This is a genomic window from Micromonospora sp. CNZ322, from assembly GCF_007827755.1.
The window spans coordinates 668,721-683,411 of sequence record NZ_VITD01000002.1 but is presented as its reverse complement, the minus strand read 5'-3'; the positions used below and the strand labels follow the sequence as shown (position 1 = coordinate 683,411).

The following is a 14,691-nucleotide window of genomic DNA, read 5'->3' as shown; positions in this document are numbered from 1 at the left end:
CGTACCGCAGAGAAAGCCCTTTCCCGCAGGGAGGCCCGGCCGTGTCCGATCGCTTCGCGGTACTTCAACTTGACGACCTTCCCGCCCGGCGCTGCTCCTGTGGGACCACCCGCCGGGGTTTCATCGCCGAGAGCGAGGGCCAGGCCAGCGTGCATCTGCTCCAGGTGCAGGACGCGGTGACCCACCACCACCGGATCGCCACCGAGTACTACGTCGTGCTCGCCGGTGAGGGCGAGATCGAGCTGGACGGTGTCCGTCACCCGGCCCGGCCGATGTCCGCGTTCCTGATCAAGCCGGGCTGCCGGCACCGGGCCATCGGCGATCTCACCGTGCTGCTGGTGTCTTTGCCGGCCGCCGACGACACCGACGAGTACTTCGATGCGTGATCGGCCGGCACCGCTGCCCGGTGGGGTCGGGGTGTCCCGGCTGCGCGTCTACGACACAGTGGCCCCGGACGGCCTGGTCGGCGGCACCCCGCACGTGCACCTGTGCTGCACCGAGGGGTACGTGGTGACCGACGGCGAGGGCGCGGTGCAGACCCTCACCACGGCTGGCTACCGGGAGACGCCATTGCGTCCGGGGGTGGTGGTCTGGTTCGAGCCGGGCACCGTGCACCGCCTGGTCAACACCGGCGGGCTCAGCATCGTGGTGCTCATGCAGAACAGCGGCCTGCCCGAGGCCGGCGACGCGGTGCTGACCTTCCCACCCGAGGTGCTGGCCGACCCGGCCGCGTACGACTCGGCGGCGGCGTTACCCGACGGGGGAGCGCCGGGCGCGGACGTGCATGCTGCGTACCGCCGTCGGGATCTGGCGGTGACCGGCTTCCAGGCGCTGCGGTCCGGCGGTCCGGCGGCGCTGGCCGCGTTCCACGCCGCCGCGGTCGCCCTGCGCCAGCCGCTGCTGACGCGGTGGCGACATCGGTGGGAGGCCGGCGCGGGCCGCGCCGCCGCCGACACCGCCGCGCAACTCGACGCCCTGGAGCGGGGGGATCCCGGCCACCTGGGCGACGCCGGGGTGTACGCGGTGAACGAGCCGGTCGAGCGGGGCCGGTTGGGTATGTGCGGCCTCCTCGACACCTACCCGGCGGCCGGCTGACGGTCCCTTCGGGACAGCTGCCGGGCTGCTGCGAGGCATCGGCGGAAACAGATCGAGGAAAGGCCTTGCCCGGCGTGAGGGTGCCGCCTACGCTCCAGGAAAGCGTTTGCCTGATCCGCCGACGGCCCGGTCCATGGGTGCCGTACCGGGCCCCGAGGAGGTTCCGCGTGACCGAGAACTCTTTGGACACGGCGGGCCGGCAGGCCGCCGCCGACCAGCCCAGCGGTGCGAGAGCAGCCGCTGCCGGGCCTGGCAGTGTCGATGCGGCGGACGGCCCCGACGGCACAGTTTCGTCCACTATGGCAGAACCGCCACCCGGTGGCGGCCGTCCACCACGTCCCACGCTCGGTCGCCGGTCGCTGACCTTCGCCGACTCGCTCTGGCGCCCGGCGCTGGTGCTCGCGGTCTTCTTCGCCGCCTGGTGGTTCGTCGCGGCCCGGGAGTACGTCCCGAACTACCTGGTGCCCACCCCCGGCCAGGTCTGGGAGACGATGACCACGCAGTGGTCCGAGCTGGCCCGGCACACACTGGTCACCCTCTACGAGACGGTGCTCGGCTTCGTGCTGGCCGCCGTGTTGGGTCTGGTCACCGCGGTCGCCATCGCCTACTCCCGCACCCTGGACAAGGCCCTCTACCCGATCGTCCTGTTCGCACAGGTCATCCCGAAGATCGCCATCGCGCCGCTGCTGGTGGTCTGGTTCGGCCTCGGCCTCACCCCGAAGATCATCCTGGCGGTGCTCATCGCGTTCTTCCCGGTGGTCATCTCCGGCGTGGCCGGGCTGCGCTCCACCGACCCGGAGTTGCTCGACCTCGCCGCAACCATGGGCGCCGGGCCGTGGCGCACCTTCCGCAAGATCCGCTTCCCGAACGCGTTGCCGCACCTGATGGCCGGCCTGAAGGTGGCCGTCACCCTCGCCGTGGTCGGTGCCGTGGTCGGTGAGTTCGTCGGCGCCAGCGAAGGGCTCGGCTACGTCCTGTTGCTGGCCAACGGCAACCTCGACTCCGCGCTGCTCTTCGCTGACCTGATCCTGATGTCCGCCATCGGCATCGTCCTGTTCGTCCTGGTCGAGATCGCCGAGGCACTGCTCATTCCGTGGCACGCCAGCCGCCGGGCCGGCGTGTCCCTCACCACCTCCTGACCGACCCCATCACGGAGGCACCGATGAAACGCACCGCCACCACCATCCTGGCCACCGCCGCCCTGCTCCTCGCCGCCACCGGCTGCGGTGGGGACGATCCCGCCGGCAGCACCAACGCCGACGGCAGCAAGCAGGTCACCCTCACCCTCAACTGGGTGCCCTACGGCGAGCACGCGCCCTTCTACTACGGCCTGCAGAAGGGTTACTACTCCGCCGAGGGCATCGACCTGAAGATCCTGCCCGGCAACGGTTCGGGCAACACCGTCAAGCAGGTCGCCCAGAAGCAAACCGACTTCGGTTGGGCGGACAGCCCGGTGCTGCTGAAGTCGGTGGCCAGCGGGATGCCGGTGCGCAGCCTCGGCGCGTACCTGGAGAAGGGCCCCTCCTCGGTGGAGTTCTTCACCGAGGAGAACATCAAGACCCCGGCCGACCTCAAGGGCAAGACCGTCGGCGGCACCCCCGGCGACGCCCTCTACGCGACCTTCCCGGCCTGGCTGGAGAAGAACGGCCTCAAGAAGGACGACGTCAAGGTGGTCAACGTCGACGCCGCCGGCAAGATCGCCGCCCTTTCCGAGGGCAAGGTCGACGCCATCATGGGCTTCTTCCACGACCAGGCGCCCACCATCGAGAGCAAGACCGGCAAGAAGGTCGACGTGCTGCTCTTCGCCGACTACGGGATGAACCTGCTCGGCACCGGCCTGATCGCCAACACCCAGACCCTGCAGAAGGACCCGGAGCTGGTCCGCAAGTTCGTTCGGGCCACCCAGAAGTCCTGGGCCGACGCCGCCCGGGACCCGGCCGGCGCGGTGAGCGCGATGACGGCTCTGGCAGAGAACGAGCCGGCGCCCGAGGTGCTCACCAAGCAGCTCACGCTCAACATGCCGCTGATCGGCGCGGACGGCCCGCCCGGGGTGAACACCGAGGCCCAGTGGACCGAGACCATCGACCTGATGTCCCGCTACGCCGAGCTGAAGGACCCGGGAGCGCCCAGCGCGTACTGGGACTCCTCGTACGCGGCACAGGGGTGACCCGGTGACCGCCGCGCCGGCAGCCACCGGCACCGCCATCGGGATGTCCGGGCTGACCGTCCGGTTCACCACCCGACGGTCGCAGACCACCGCGTTGGACGACGTGTCGCTGGACATCGAGCCGGGCGAGTTCGTCACGATCGTCGGCCCGTCCGGCTGCGGCAAGTCCACCCTTCTGAAGATCGTCGCGGGGTTGGTCAAGCCAACCAGCGGTGACGTGTCGCTGTTGCAGCGCCCGGTGCGCGGCCCGCAGAAGGAGATCGGCTTCGTCTTCCAGAAGGCCGCGTTGCTGGAGTGGCGCGGTGCCCGAGCCAACATCCTGCTCCAGGCCGAGATGCGCGGCATGGACCGGGCGCAGGCGGCCCGCCGCGCCGACGAGCTGATCGAGATGACCGGCCTGACCGGCTTCGAGAAGGCGTTGCCACACGAGCTGTCCGGCGGCATGCAGCAGCGGGTGGCGCTCTGCCGCGCGCTGCTGCACTCCCCGCCGGTGCTGCTGATGGACGAACCGTTCGGCGCCCTGGACGCGCTGACCCGGGAGCAGATGAACGCTGAACTGCACCGGATCTGGCGGGAGACCGGGACCACTGTGGTGCTGGTCACCCACTCCATCGCCGAGGCGGTCTTCCTCGGCACCCGGGTCGTGGTGATGAGTCCCCGGCCCGGCCGGATCATCCGCACCTTTTCGGTCGAGCTGCCGGCGCACCGCGACTACGCGCAGGTGATGTCGGATCCCCGCTTCGACCGGCTCGCCACCGACCTGCGTGGGTTGCTCGGCAGCGCGGCCGCCAACCACTGAGCGCGGATCGGCACGACCAGCACGACGGAAGGAACACCATGACCCGCAGGTCGATCGGCATCATCGTCAACGGCGTGACCGGACGGATGGGCTACCGGCAGCACCTCGTCCGGTCGCTGCTGGCCATCCGCGAATCCGGTGGTGTGGCGTTGGCCGACGGCACCACCATCTGGCCGGAACCGGTCCTGGTCGGGCGCAACGAGACGAAGCTCCGGGAGCTCGCCGAGCGGCACGGGCTGACCGACTGGACCACCGACCTGACCTCGGCCCTGGCCCGCGACGACGTCGAGATCTACTTCGACGCGCAGGTCACCCAGCAACGGGAGAAGGCGATCCGGCAGGCCATCGAGGCCGGCAAGCACATCTACACGGAGAAGCCGCTGGCCGAGGACACCGCGGCGGCCCTCGACCTGGCCCGGGCGGCGGACGCGGCCGGCGTCCGCACCGGTGTCGTGCAGGACAAGCTCTTCCTGCCGGGTCTGCGCAAGCTCAAGCGCCTCATCGACGGCGGCTTCTTCGGCCGGATCCTCTCGGTGCGCGGCGAGTTCGGGTACTGGGTCTTCGAGGGCGACTGGCAGCCCGCTCAGCGGCCGTCGTGGAACTACCGGACCGAGGACGGCGGCGGCATCGTGGTCGACATGTTCCCGCACTGGCACTACGTGCTGGAGGAGCTGTTCGGCCGGGTCACGGCCGTCTCCTGTGTGACCGCCACCCACGTGCCCGAACGGGTCGACGAGGCCGGTCACCCGTATGCCGCCACCGCCGACGACGCCGCGTACGCCACCTTCGAACTCGACGGCGGGGTGATCGCGCAGATCAACTCCTCCTGGGCCGTGCGGGTGTACCGCGACGAGCTGGTGGAGTTCCAGGTCGACGGCACGGAGGGCAGCGCGATCGCCGGTCTGCGCAACTGCCGGGTGCAGCACCGGGCGGTCACCCCGAAGCCGGTGTGGAACCCGGACCTGCCGGCCACCGAGGACTTCCGCGCCCAGTGGGCCGAGGTGCCCGACAACGAGGAGTTCGACAACGGCTTCAAGGTGCAGTGGGAGGCGTACCTGCGGCACGTGGTAGCCGGCGAGCCGTTCCGGTGGGACTTCCTGGCCGGCGCGCGCGGCGTGCAGCTCGCCGAGCTGGGGCTGCGCTCGGCCCGCGAGGGCGGTCGCATCGAGGTGCCGGAGCTGCGATCATGACCGCCGAGGTGGTGCTGCCGGGCGGGCGACGGCATCGGCTCGCCGGGGGTGGCGGCTTCGCCCGACCGGACGCGCCGGCGACCAGCCGGATCGCGTACGCCGCCGCGCACGTGGTCGCCGACCCGGGCGCGGAGAACGTGCCGGGTGCCCCGGCCGCGGTGGACTGGGACACCACCCTCGCCTTCCGGCGGCACCTCTGGTCGTACGGGCTGGGGGTCGCCGAGGCGATGGACACCGCCCAGCGGGGGATGGGGCTCGACTATCCGGCCACCCGTGAGCTGATCCGGCGCAGCGCCGCCGAGGCCCGCGCGGTCGACGGGCGGATCGTCGCCGGGGTCGGCACCGACCAGCTGCCGGTCGGCCCGGCCACCCTGGCGGCTGTCACCGCCGCGTACGCCGAGCAGCTCGACGACGTCCGCGCCGCCGGTGCCCGGCCGGTGCTGATGTGCAGCCGGCACCTGGCCGCCGCCGCGCGCGGCCCCGAGGATTACCTGCGGGTGTACGACGAGCTGCTGAGCGCCGCCGACGAACCGGTGGTGCTGCACTGGTTGGGTCCGATGTTCGACCCGGCGTTGACCGGCTACTGGGGTGCTGTGGACCTTGACCTGGCCGCCGACACGGTGATCGAGCTGATCAAGGCACACCAGTCCAAAGTGGATGGCATCAAGGTGTCGCTGTTGGACGCCGACCGGGAGATCGCGTTGCGTCGCCGCCTCCCGGCCGGGGTACGCCTCTACACCGGTGACGACTTCCACTACCCGGACCTGATCCGCGGTGACGAGGTGGGTCACTCCGACGCGCTGCTCGGGGTGTTCGCGGCCATCGCGCCGGCCGCCGCCGCCGCGCTGGCCGCCCTGGACCGGGGGGACCTGACGGCGTACGACGAGATCTTCGGGCCCACCGTGCCGCTGGCCCGGCACCTGTTCGCGGTGCCGACCTGGCACTACAAGACGGGGATCGTGTTCCTGGCCTGGTTGGCCGGGCACCAGGACCATTTCACGATGGTCGCTGGCGCGCAGTCCGGCCGGTCTCCGGCGCACCTGGCCACGCTGCTCACCCTGGCCGATGCGGCCGGGCTGCTACCCGACGCCGACCTGGCCGCCGCCCGCGCCCGAGCCTTCTTCAACGTCGCGGGGGTGGCCCAGTGAGCGCGAGGAGTGAGCCGGTTCTGCGAGCCCCGCAGTCGCGAGCGGAGACCAGCCGAGTGAGCCTCGCGCGGTTCTCGTTCAACCAGGCGACCGCCCAGCGCTGGCCGCTGCCCGAGGTGGTGGCCGGGTGCGTGGCAGCCGGTGTGCCGGGTATCGGCCTGTGGCGGGAGCCGGTGGCCGAGTACGGGTTGGCCCGCTCGGCGAAACTGGTCCGCGACGCCGGCCTCGCCGTCACGTCGCTGTGCCGGGGCGGGTTCTTCTCCGCCGACGACTGGCGCGCGGAGAACCTGCGGGCCATCGACGAGGCCGCCGCCCTCGGCGCCCCGGAGCTGGTGCTGGTCTCCGGTGGGCTGCCGGCCGGCAGCCGGGACATCGACGGCGCGCGGCGTCGGGTCGCCGACGCGATCGGCGAGCTGGCCCCGCACGCCGAGGCCGCCGGGGTACGGCTGGCCATCGAGCCGCTGCACCCGATGTTCGCCGCCGACCGGTGCGTGATCGTCACCCTCGGCCAGGCGCTGGACATCGCCGAGCGGTTCGACCCGGCGGTGGTCGGCGTGGTCGTGGACGCCTACCACGTCTGGTGGGACGAGACGGTGTACGCGCAGATCGCGCGGGCCGCCGCGCGGATCGCCGCGTTCCAGGTCTGCGACTGGGTGACCCCGCTGCCGGAGGGGGTGCTGCTCGGCCGGGCGTTGCCCGGTGACGGCTGCATCGAGCTGCGTCGGCTGCGCGAGGCGGTGGACGCGGCCGGCTACGTCGGGCCGATCGAGGTGGAGGTCTTCTCCGCCGAGGTGTGGGCGCGTCCGGGCGCGGAGGTTCTCGACGCGGCGATCGCCGGCTACCTGCGCCACGTTGCCTGATGTCCCCGAACGGCGGTGGCCGGCGGCGGTCGGCGCCTGGTTGGGGATCGGCACCGCACCCGCCACGCTGGTGCTCGGCGCGGCGATGGCCGCCCGACACGGCGGCGCGGTGCCGGTGGCCGGGCTGCTGGTCGGCGGGGTGCTGATGGCGGCCCTGCTCTGGGGGCAGGGCCGGATCGGGCTGCGCCGACCGCTCGGCGACGGCGGGACGTTGACCGCGGTGCTGCCCGCGTACCTGGGGGACACCTCGCGGCTGCTGCTGGCGGCGGTGCTGGCCGTGTCGATGGTCGGTTGGAACGGGTTCAACGTCGGGCTCGGCGGGGCCTCGCTGGCCGCGCTGACCCACCTGCCGGGCTGGGCCGGGCCGGTGCTGCTGGAGGTGGCGGTCCTCGCCGTCTCCTGGGCGCCGGCCCGGCTCGGCAACCGGGTCGCGGTGGTCACCACGCTCAGCGCGGTGGTGCTGGTCGGCTGGTGCCTGACGGCGCTTCCACCACCCGGCGCGCCGGTCCGTCTCGCCGGCGGCGGGCTCGCCGACGCCGCCGCGCTGATCGGGTACGCGGCCGTGTTCGCGCTGCGCGCACCGGACTTCAGCGTGGGCCTTTCCCGAAGGCGGGACCTGGCCTGGTGCGTGGGGCTGCTGATCGGGCCGGCACTGCTCGGGGTGCTCGCCGGGGCCGGCCTGTGGCTGCGGACCGGCTCGGCCGACGTGGTCGCGCTGCTCGCCGCCGGCTCGGGGCTGGCCGCGTACGCGAATCTGTTCGTCGCGGTGGCGGTCTTCGCGGCGGCGCTGACCACCACGTACTCCGGTTCCCTGGCGTTGCGTGGCCTGGCTCCCCGCCTGCCGGCGCGGGCGGCGATGCTGCTCGTCGCGGTGCTCGGCGGGATGCTGGCGGTGGCGCGGTTCGACCGTCTGGTGCTGCCCTGGCTGACCCTGCTGGCCGCCGCGTTGCCGGTGCTCGTGGTGCCGATGGCCGTGGAAGCGGCGGCCCGTCGGCGCGGTCGTGTCCCGCGTACCGTGCCCGCCTGGTGCTGGATGCCGTCGGCGCTGCTCGCGGTGGCCTGCACGCTCGCCGGAGTGGGTGTCGCCCCACTGCTCGGGCTGGCCCTGGCCGCGGCGTGCACTGTGCTCTGGCGGCGCCTCGGCGACGCGACCTAGATGAGTAATCGACATGCCGGGGCCAGCCAACGCGCATGCTGGAGGTCGTAGGCGATCAGGACAGCCGTAAGCCCCAGTGAGGCCTACTCGTCTAGGCGCTCCGGTTGGTGGCCACCCAGTCCCGGGAGACGGTGAACTTCTCGACCGGGTCGCCGAGGACCGACCACGGCCACTCGGTGACCATCCCGTCGAGCAACGCGAACACGTGCGCGGCCGCGTCGAACTCCTCGGCCAGTTCGAAGGTCAGCGCGAAGATCGCCAGCCGTGGCGCCCAGCCGGGACCGGCGGGAATGTAATCCGGGTGGAAGATCGAGTTTTCGGCGGCGGTGAGAAGCTCGGCGCGGACCTCGTCCGAGTTGAAGTACGCGTTGCCCTCTTCCACGTCGGTGGCCTCCCACCTCTCGAAGTGGGCAACGGCCACCAGTTCGTGCAGGAGGCTGTTGGGCCCGGCCGCCGCGGCGGCGCTCCGCGCGAAGTCGAACATCTCCTCGTGGCTGCCGGACCACTTCTTACACAGATACTGCAACCGCTGCTCGTGCGCGACCACGTGCCCCGGGTGGAGTCGCGTCACCGCCTCGAAGCGCTGTTGAGCCTCCGCCGCCCCGATGCCCAGGCCCCGGGCGCTGGTGACCAGCCAGGCTCGTGCGGTGACGTTGTCGGGTTCCTGGGCGAGCACCTTCTCCAACAACGCTTCGGCGTACTGCAACCGCTCATGGAACGCCTTGAACTGGGCAGCGGCGGTGTACTTGGCCCGCTTGCCGCCACGTGCCTCCCACGCCCAGTGCACCGCGTGACAACCGGCGACCAGCACGGGCAGCGTCGACTCGGGCTCGGCGTCGATCCAGTCGCCGATCCAGTCCTGGATCCCGTCGACCCCGCCGACCGCCTCCATGAGGAAGGCCATCTCGTCCGGATCGGCGGCCATGGTGAGCAGTTCCCGGGCGAACTTCCACCTGCGCTTCTCCAACGCCCGGATCAGGGCCTTCCGGTGCGGGTCACCATAGGTCGGGTCCAGTACCGGGGCCTTTGACCGCTTGATGAATGACCACATGCCACCGAACCCCCATGTCGTACGCCAGGTGGCCGCTGATACTAGATGATCACGCGGCCTGCGGCTGAGCGGTGCGCGCCTCAGCGGTGGCGGAGCCGACTCGTGGGGCTGGGCCGCATCGCAGAGGCGTTGTGATCTTATACGCACCAGTGATCCGTAACACCGCGCAAATCTTCGATTAACCGTCGTGGACTTGGGTGGGGGAGCGCTCCCAGTGCGGGTCGCGATCAATGAGAAACGCTCCACAAGGGAGCAACCGAAAGGAGCCTCGTGGCTACAGGCACGAGCGGAAACAGGCTGCGAAGACTGGCGATACCTACGCTTGTCGTCGCCCTGATCACCGGTACCACCGGTGTCGCGGGAACGGCGTCGGCGGCACCCGCGGGGTCGTCGGGCAACGGCAACGGCGCCGGCTACTTCACCGCCGGGTCAGACCGGAAGGTCACCCTGACCGACGGGGCCGACCGTCGACCCGGCGGCAACCGTGCGGCCACGCCGAAGGCAGCCGTCGATGAGACCGGCTCCGGCATGTACGTCGTCGAACTGGCCGAAGACCCGTTGACCACGTACACCGGTGGAGTGTCCGGTCTGGCCCGGACCCGCCCGGCGGCGGGTAACCGGCTGGACGTGACGTCGACGCCGTCGCAGGCGTACCGCCGGCACCTCGACACGCAGCGGGGCGCGGTCGCCGCCGCAGCCGGGATCACTGTCAACGCCGTCTACACCACCGCCTTCAACGGGTTCTCGGCGAAGCTGACCGCCCAGCAGGTGGGCACGTTGCGGACGGACAAGCGCGTTCGCGCCGTCACTGCCTCGCGGGCCCTCGGCACCCCCTCGGCGCCGCCCACCGCGACCAAGGCGACCGCCGCCAACCCGACGCCCGCCACCTCGAGTGGCGCGGACGAGTCGGCGTCGGCGGACCGCTCCGGCCGGCCGGCCAAGCCCGGCCCCGGCACGGGCGCGGGCATGGTGATCGGCGTCCTGGACACCGGCATCTGGCCGGAGAGCGCGTCGTTCGCCAAGAAGATGCCCGCTCCCGCGAACTGGCATGGCACCTGCCAGACCGGTGTGGCCTTCGTGGCCGAGCACTGCAACGGCAAGATCGTCGGTGCGCGGTACTTCGCCGACTCGTGGCTCGCCGGCGGCGGCTCGGTGCCCGAGGGCGAGTTCCTGTCCCCCCGTGACGCATCCGGGCACGGCACCCACACCGCCTCCACGGCGGCCGGTCTGCCGATCTCGAACGTCACGATCGACGGTCGTCGCTTCGGTCCCGTCTCCGGGGTGGCACCGGACGCTCAGGTCGCCGTCTACAAGGTGCTCTGGGGTGGCATGGGCTACGACGCCGACATCATCGCCGGCATCGACGCGGCCGTCGCCGACGGCGTGCAGGTGCTGAACTTCTCGATCGGCTCGCAGCTCGGCGACTGGGAGGCCAACACCCCCATCGGCATCGCCTTCCTCAACGCCACCCTGTCCGGGGTGTTCGTGGCGGCGTCGGCGGGAAACACCGGCATCGTGAGCGGGGCCATCAGCAACGCGGCGCCCTGGGTGACCACTGTCGGCGCGGCGGTGACCAAGCTCGACGAGGCCACCGCGAAGCTGGGCGACGGCACGAAGCTGGTCGGCGGCTCGCTGGACGCCCTGCCCGGCGGTGGCGCACTGCCGCTGGTCTTCGGTGAACAGGCCGGCTCACCGGATCTGGGCGCGGTCTACTGCGAGCCCGGCAGCCTCGACCCGGCCAAGATCAAGGGCAAGGTGGTCGCCTGCGCGCTGTCCGACATGTTCGGCTCCGCCGCCGAGATCAAGGCCAAGGGCGGGGCGGCGATGGTGGTGTTCGACCCGGTCGGCAACTACCGGATCAACTCCATCTTCAACTTCCCGGTGGTCTACCTGCCGACCGAGAAGCAGGCCGGCACGCTGTTCAACTACCTGATGCGCCACCCCACCGACGCGACCGTGTCGTTGCGCACCGGTGGTGACGGCTCCAGCGTCCCGGGCATACCGAGCGTGGCGGACTTCTCCTCCACCGGCCCGGACAAGGTGACCTACGGCGTCTTCAAGCCGGACCTGGTCGCGCCCGGGTCGAACATCATCGCCGCGGTCTCACCGGTGGGCAACTTCGGGCGACAGTACGACGCGTACTCCGGCACCTCGATGGCCTCGCCGTACGTGGCCGGGGCGGCGGCGGTCCTGCGCGCCGCGCACCCGGACTGGTCACCCGGCGCGGTCGCCTCCGCGCTGCGCACCACCGCCACCGACACCGTCGGCACCAGCAGCCCCCTGGAGCAGGGCAGCGGCTTCATCAATCTGCCCCGGGCCACCGACCCGGGACTGGTCATCGAGCCCACGGCGGCCGAGCTGATCGAGTTCGGCGAGACGACCGAACCCGACGGCAAGGCACTCAACCTGCCGGCCATCTCGTTGCGCGAGTACGACGGGACCCGCCCGGTGACCCTCACCCGCACCCTGACCAATGTGGGCAAGGCGCGGGAGACCTACCGTTCGTCGGTGTCCGGTCTGCCCGGCATGAAGGTCACCGTGTCGCCGGCGTCGGTGACCCTGGCGCCCGGGAAGTCCGCGACGGTCACCATCACGCTGCGTCGGGGCAGCGCGCCCTGGGACCGGTACGTGACCGGGTCAATCACCTGGCAGGGTAAGGCGCACAGCGTCCGGATCCCGGTCGCCGCCCGTCCGTGGGGCATCTCGGCCCGGCCGTACGCGGACGACGGGGAGGAGTTCGCCCGGATGAGCAACGGCGCCTTCGGCATGGTCCAGCCGGGCTTCACCGGCCCGCTCGTCGGTCGCAGCACCGGCTACACCCCGATGCGGCGCACGTCGTACTCGATGCCGGCCGGCGTCTACGGGGGCGTGTTCGACCCGAGCGCCACCGGAGTGAAGAAGGTCGACTTCACGGTGCCGGCGAACACCGCCGGCATTGTCGTCGAGGCCAACACCGCCGACCCGAACACGAACCTTGATCTCTACCTGTACAAGGGCGACAAGCTCATCTACAGCAGTGACAGGTTCTGGACCAGTGCCGAGCAGGCGTACAAGTTCCTGCCCGAGCCGGGGCGCTACACCGCGTACGTGTTCGCACAGTACCCCGGTGGTCCCGTCGTCGACTTCGAGCTGGGCCACGCCATCATCGGCCGTAACGCCACGTATTCCGGTGCCACCCTCACGCTGCCCTCCACCTCGGAGCGCGGTCAGGGCTTCAACTTCACCCTGAAGCCGAACAATCCGCTGGCCGAGGGCGACTTCTGGGCGTACACCGAGTACAGCACCAACGGCACTGTGGTCCCCGGCAACCTCGTCTACACCCAGCAGAGTTCCTGGCAGTAACCGTTCAACCGGGCGTGGGGCGGTGCCGATGTGCACCGCCCCACGCCCGGCACCACGACCAGGTGGTGACGTACGCCAGCGGCCGGCACGGCCGCGGACGACGCAGGCTTTATCGTCGTGCCCGCTCTCGTCGCCCAGCCTGATACCTTCTGGCCCGACCTGAGTAACGCTCCTATTCGCCCCAGTCGAGTTGATGACCGGGTACGCCGACCGTCCGGCCGTACTCCACGGCGGCGTCTCGTCCCGCGCGATCACCTTTGGCATAGCGGAAAACCCGACCGGGGAAGACGACGACGTGATCATCGCCTACCTCGAAGTCCGCGTACCAACCTTGGTCGCTGGCCAAGGATTCAGCCAGCGTCGCTGCTACCTCGTCGGCTACCTCGTCGGGTGCCTCGAAGTCCAGAAAAGTCCAAACACTCGGCTGGTCAGCCGACGTCGAAATTGATACGTCGTGCCGGCCGACTCGGACGACGCGTAGCGAAGGTACGCGCACGTCGACGCCAACGCGCAGGCTCTCGGTCAGTAGTCGTCCACGTAACATCAACCGACCTTCTCATAGCGACGACTTCACGAGAACAGCTCTCATGCCGCTGGTCGAGCGGCGCCGAAGCTGTCAAGTGATCAAGGAAGCTTCGAGGTCGCGGCGGGTGAGGGCGGCGCGGAGTTGTAGCGCCTCGGCCGCCAGATTCTCACGACCGCCCTGCTCGCGGTCGATGGCGCAGACCACTGTCTCCACTTGGGCGCCGATGGACCGTAGCTGTGCGCACGATGCCAGTAGTGCGCCTCCCGTGGTGACGACGTCCTCGATCAGCACGACACGCCGCCCGTTCACCGGACCGCCCTCGGCAGCCTTGTTGGTGCCGTACTCATTGGCGTGCTTCCGTACGAAGACTGTGGGCAGCCCCGTCAGCTGTGACATCACAGTGGCGAGAGGAATACCGCCCATCTCCATCCCCGCCAGCACATCGCACTCCGGCAGCACGGCCACCATCGCTTCGGCGACCTCGCGCAACAGATCCGGCTGCCCTTCGAACAGGTACTTGTCGAAGTACTCCTCGCTGATCTGCCCGGACCGCAGACGGAAGCGTCCGGTGAGATGGCAGGTGTCGTAGACGCGGCGCGCGAGCGGGTGGGTCACCTGCTCAGCCTCGCATCTCGTCTGGATCAACAGCCCGCAGGTTCGGATCGTGACGGCCGTGGTCCCGCCTTCAGGAAAGCGGGTACGCGGTGAGGTGGTCGGCGAGTTGCTTCGGATGGCTGAGCGCCACCGCGTGGCCGCCGTCAATTTCGTCCGGGACGACGCCGAGCCGGTCGGCGGCAATCCGGCGCTGGAAGTCCGCCGGGAAGAACCGGTCCTCGCGTGCGAGGAGTACCGTCGTCGGCGCGTCCGGCCAGGCGTCCAGGGGCCACGGCTCGTCCCCTTCCGCACTGACCTGGTCCCGGGTGTGTGCCGCTGCCTCCGCGACGACCTCGGCCGGAACACCGTTGTAGAACTGCTGCTCCTCACTGAGCCCCTCGGCGCTGCGGTAGCCGGTGTTGGCCCACCAGTCACCGGGCCTCTCACCGGGCTTGGGGACCATCGGTGTGAGCAGGACGAGCAGCCGCACCGGCAGCTTGTCGGCAATGAGCGGCGCGGTGAACGCACCGTACGAGTGCCCGACGACCACGAGGTCTCTCCGGTCACCGATCGCGTCGACGACCGTCTGGCAGAACTCGGCGAACCCCGCGGATCTTTTCTCGATCGGCAGTTCCGGTACCACCACGTCGTGGCCGCGGCTGATCAGCTCGGGGGCAAGGAGATGCCAGTCCCAGGCGCTGCCCCCGCCGCCGTGGATCAGAACGAAAGTCGCCATGCCCCGAAGCCTCACACACAGGTACGA

At 70.7% G+C, this 14,691-nt stretch carries 14 protein-coding genes; 11 read left to right on the top strand and 3 right to left on the bottom strand.

The annotated features are described in order from the left end of the window. The first annotated feature begins 41 nt into the window (after positions 1-41). From FB453_RS08155 to FB453_RS08115, 9 genes are all read left to right on the top strand, one after another. Positions 42-386 carry a cupin domain-containing protein gene (locus tag FB453_RS08155; RefSeq protein WP_091398731.1) on the top strand — a complete coding sequence of 115 codons (345 nt, stop codon included), beginning with the start codon at positions 42-44 and terminating at the stop codon, positions 384-386. Continuing rightward, positions 379-1,095, top strand: a complete 717-nt coding sequence (locus tag FB453_RS08150) for a cupin domain-containing protein (protein ID WP_145788777.1) — start codon at positions 379-381, stop codon at positions 1,093-1,095. Before FB453_RS08155 ends, FB453_RS08150 begins: the two co-directional genes overlap by 8 nt. A 167-nt stretch (positions 1,096-1,262) precedes the next feature. Further along, positions 1,263-2,234: an ABC transporter permease gene (locus tag FB453_RS08145; RefSeq protein WP_222431330.1), complete on the top strand. Its 972-nt coding sequence runs from the start codon at positions 1,263-1,265 to the stop codon at positions 2,232-2,234. Between the two features lie 23 nt (positions 2,235-2,257). Next, positions 2,258-3,262 carry an ABC transporter substrate-binding protein gene (locus FB453_RS08140; protein WP_145788775.1) on the top strand — a complete coding sequence of 335 codons (1,005 nt, stop codon included), beginning with the start codon at positions 2,258-2,260 and terminating at the stop codon, positions 3,260-3,262. 43 nt (positions 3,263-3,305) lie between these two features. After that, positions 3,306-4,061 carry an ABC transporter ATP-binding protein gene (locus tag FB453_RS08135; RefSeq protein WP_425271069.1) on the top strand — a complete coding sequence of 252 codons (756 nt, stop codon included), beginning with the start codon at positions 3,306-3,308 and terminating at the stop codon, positions 4,059-4,061. 38 nt (positions 4,062-4,099) lie between these two features. Next, the gene (locus FB453_RS08130) at positions 4,100-5,251 is read left to right on the top strand and encodes a Gfo/Idh/MocA family protein (RefSeq protein ID WP_112602452.1); all 1,152 of its coding nucleotides are present in this window, start codon (positions 4,100-4,102) and stop codon (positions 5,249-5,251) included. Further along, on the top strand, positions 5,248-6,399 hold the full coding sequence (locus tag FB453_RS08125) for a dihydrodipicolinate synthase family protein (RefSeq protein ID WP_145788774.1): 1,152 nt from the start codon (positions 5,248-5,250) through the stop codon (positions 6,397-6,399). The genes FB453_RS08130 and FB453_RS08125 overlap by 4 nt, the downstream gene beginning before the upstream one ends. 56 nt (positions 6,400-6,455) lie before the next feature. Beyond that, positions 6,456-7,259 carry a sugar phosphate isomerase/epimerase family protein gene (locus FB453_RS08120; RefSeq protein ID WP_145788772.1) on the top strand — a complete coding sequence of 268 codons (804 nt, stop codon included), beginning with the start codon at positions 6,456-6,458 and terminating at the stop codon, positions 7,257-7,259. Further along, positions 7,252-8,415 carry an SLC5/6 family protein gene (locus FB453_RS08115; RefSeq protein WP_145788771.1) on the top strand — a complete coding sequence of 388 codons (1,164 nt, stop codon included), beginning with the start codon at positions 7,252-7,254 and terminating at the stop codon, positions 8,413-8,415. Before FB453_RS08120 ends, FB453_RS08115 begins: the two co-directional genes overlap by 8 nt. A 91-nt stretch (positions 8,416-8,506) precedes the next feature. Here FB453_RS08115 and FB453_RS08110 read toward each other — a convergent pair whose 3' ends face one another. After that, positions 8,507-9,466 carry a DUF4034 domain-containing protein gene (locus FB453_RS08110; protein WP_112590025.1) on the bottom strand — a complete coding sequence of 320 codons (960 nt, stop codon included), beginning with the start codon at positions 9,464-9,466 and terminating at the stop codon, positions 8,507-8,509. 270 nt (positions 9,467-9,736) lie between these two features. Here FB453_RS08110 and FB453_RS08105 point away from each other — a divergent pair, with 270 nt between their 5' ends. Next, entirely contained in the window at positions 9,737-12,808 is a 3,072-nt protein-coding gene (locus FB453_RS08105; protein WP_145788769.1) for a S8 family serine peptidase, read from the top strand. 193 nt (positions 12,809-13,001) lie between these two features. Further along, on the top strand, positions 13,002-13,256 hold the full coding sequence (locus FB453_RS34090) for a hypothetical protein (RefSeq protein WP_186718114.1): 255 nt from the start codon (positions 13,002-13,004) through the stop codon (positions 13,254-13,256). 168 nt (positions 13,257-13,424) lie between these two features. Here the strand turns inward: FB453_RS34090 and pyrE are convergent, their stop codons facing one another. Both pyrE and FB453_RS08090 read right to left on the bottom strand, forming a co-directional pair. Further along, positions 13,425-13,949: an orotate phosphoribosyltransferase gene (gene pyrE / locus FB453_RS08095; protein WP_145788766.1), complete on the bottom strand. Its 525-nt coding sequence runs from the start codon at positions 13,947-13,949 to the stop codon at positions 13,425-13,427. Between the two features lie 70 nt (positions 13,950-14,019). Next, positions 14,020-14,664, bottom strand: coding sequence for an alpha/beta hydrolase (locus FB453_RS08090; protein ID WP_145788765.1), 645 nt, complete (start codon positions 14,662-14,664; stop codon positions 14,020-14,022). Positions 14,665-14,691 lie beyond the last annotated feature (27 nt).

Excerpts from the sequence above, each read along its gene's own strand:
- FB453_RS34090 (WP_186718114.1), top strand. The coding sequence starts at position 13,002 with ATGACCGGGTACGCCGACCGTCCGGCCGTACTCCACGGCGGCGTCTCG.
- FB453_RS08140 (WP_145788775.1), top strand. The coding sequence starts at position 2,258 with ATGAAACGCACCGCCACCACCATCCTGGCCACCGCCGCCCTGCTCCTC.
- FB453_RS08110 (WP_112590025.1), bottom strand. The coding sequence starts at position 9,466 with ATGTGGTCATTCATCAAGCGGTCAAAGGCCCCGGTACTGGACCCGACC.
- FB453_RS08150 (WP_145788777.1), top strand. The coding sequence starts at position 379 with ATGCGTGATCGGCCGGCACCGCTGCCCGGTGGGGTCGGGGTGTCCCGG.
- FB453_RS08135 (WP_425271069.1), top strand. The coding sequence starts at position 3,306 with ATGTCCGGGCTGACCGTCCGGTTCACCACCCGACGGTCGCAGACCACC.
- FB453_RS08090 (WP_145788765.1), bottom strand. The coding sequence starts at position 14,664 with ATGGCGACTTTCGTTCTGATCCACGGCGGCGGGGGCAGCGCCTGGGAC.
- FB453_RS08125 (WP_145788774.1), top strand. The coding sequence starts at position 5,248 with ATGACCGCCGAGGTGGTGCTGCCGGGCGGGCGACGGCATCGGCTCGCC.
- FB453_RS08130 (WP_112602452.1), top strand. The coding sequence starts at position 4,100 with ATGACCCGCAGGTCGATCGGCATCATCGTCAACGGCGTGACCGGACGG.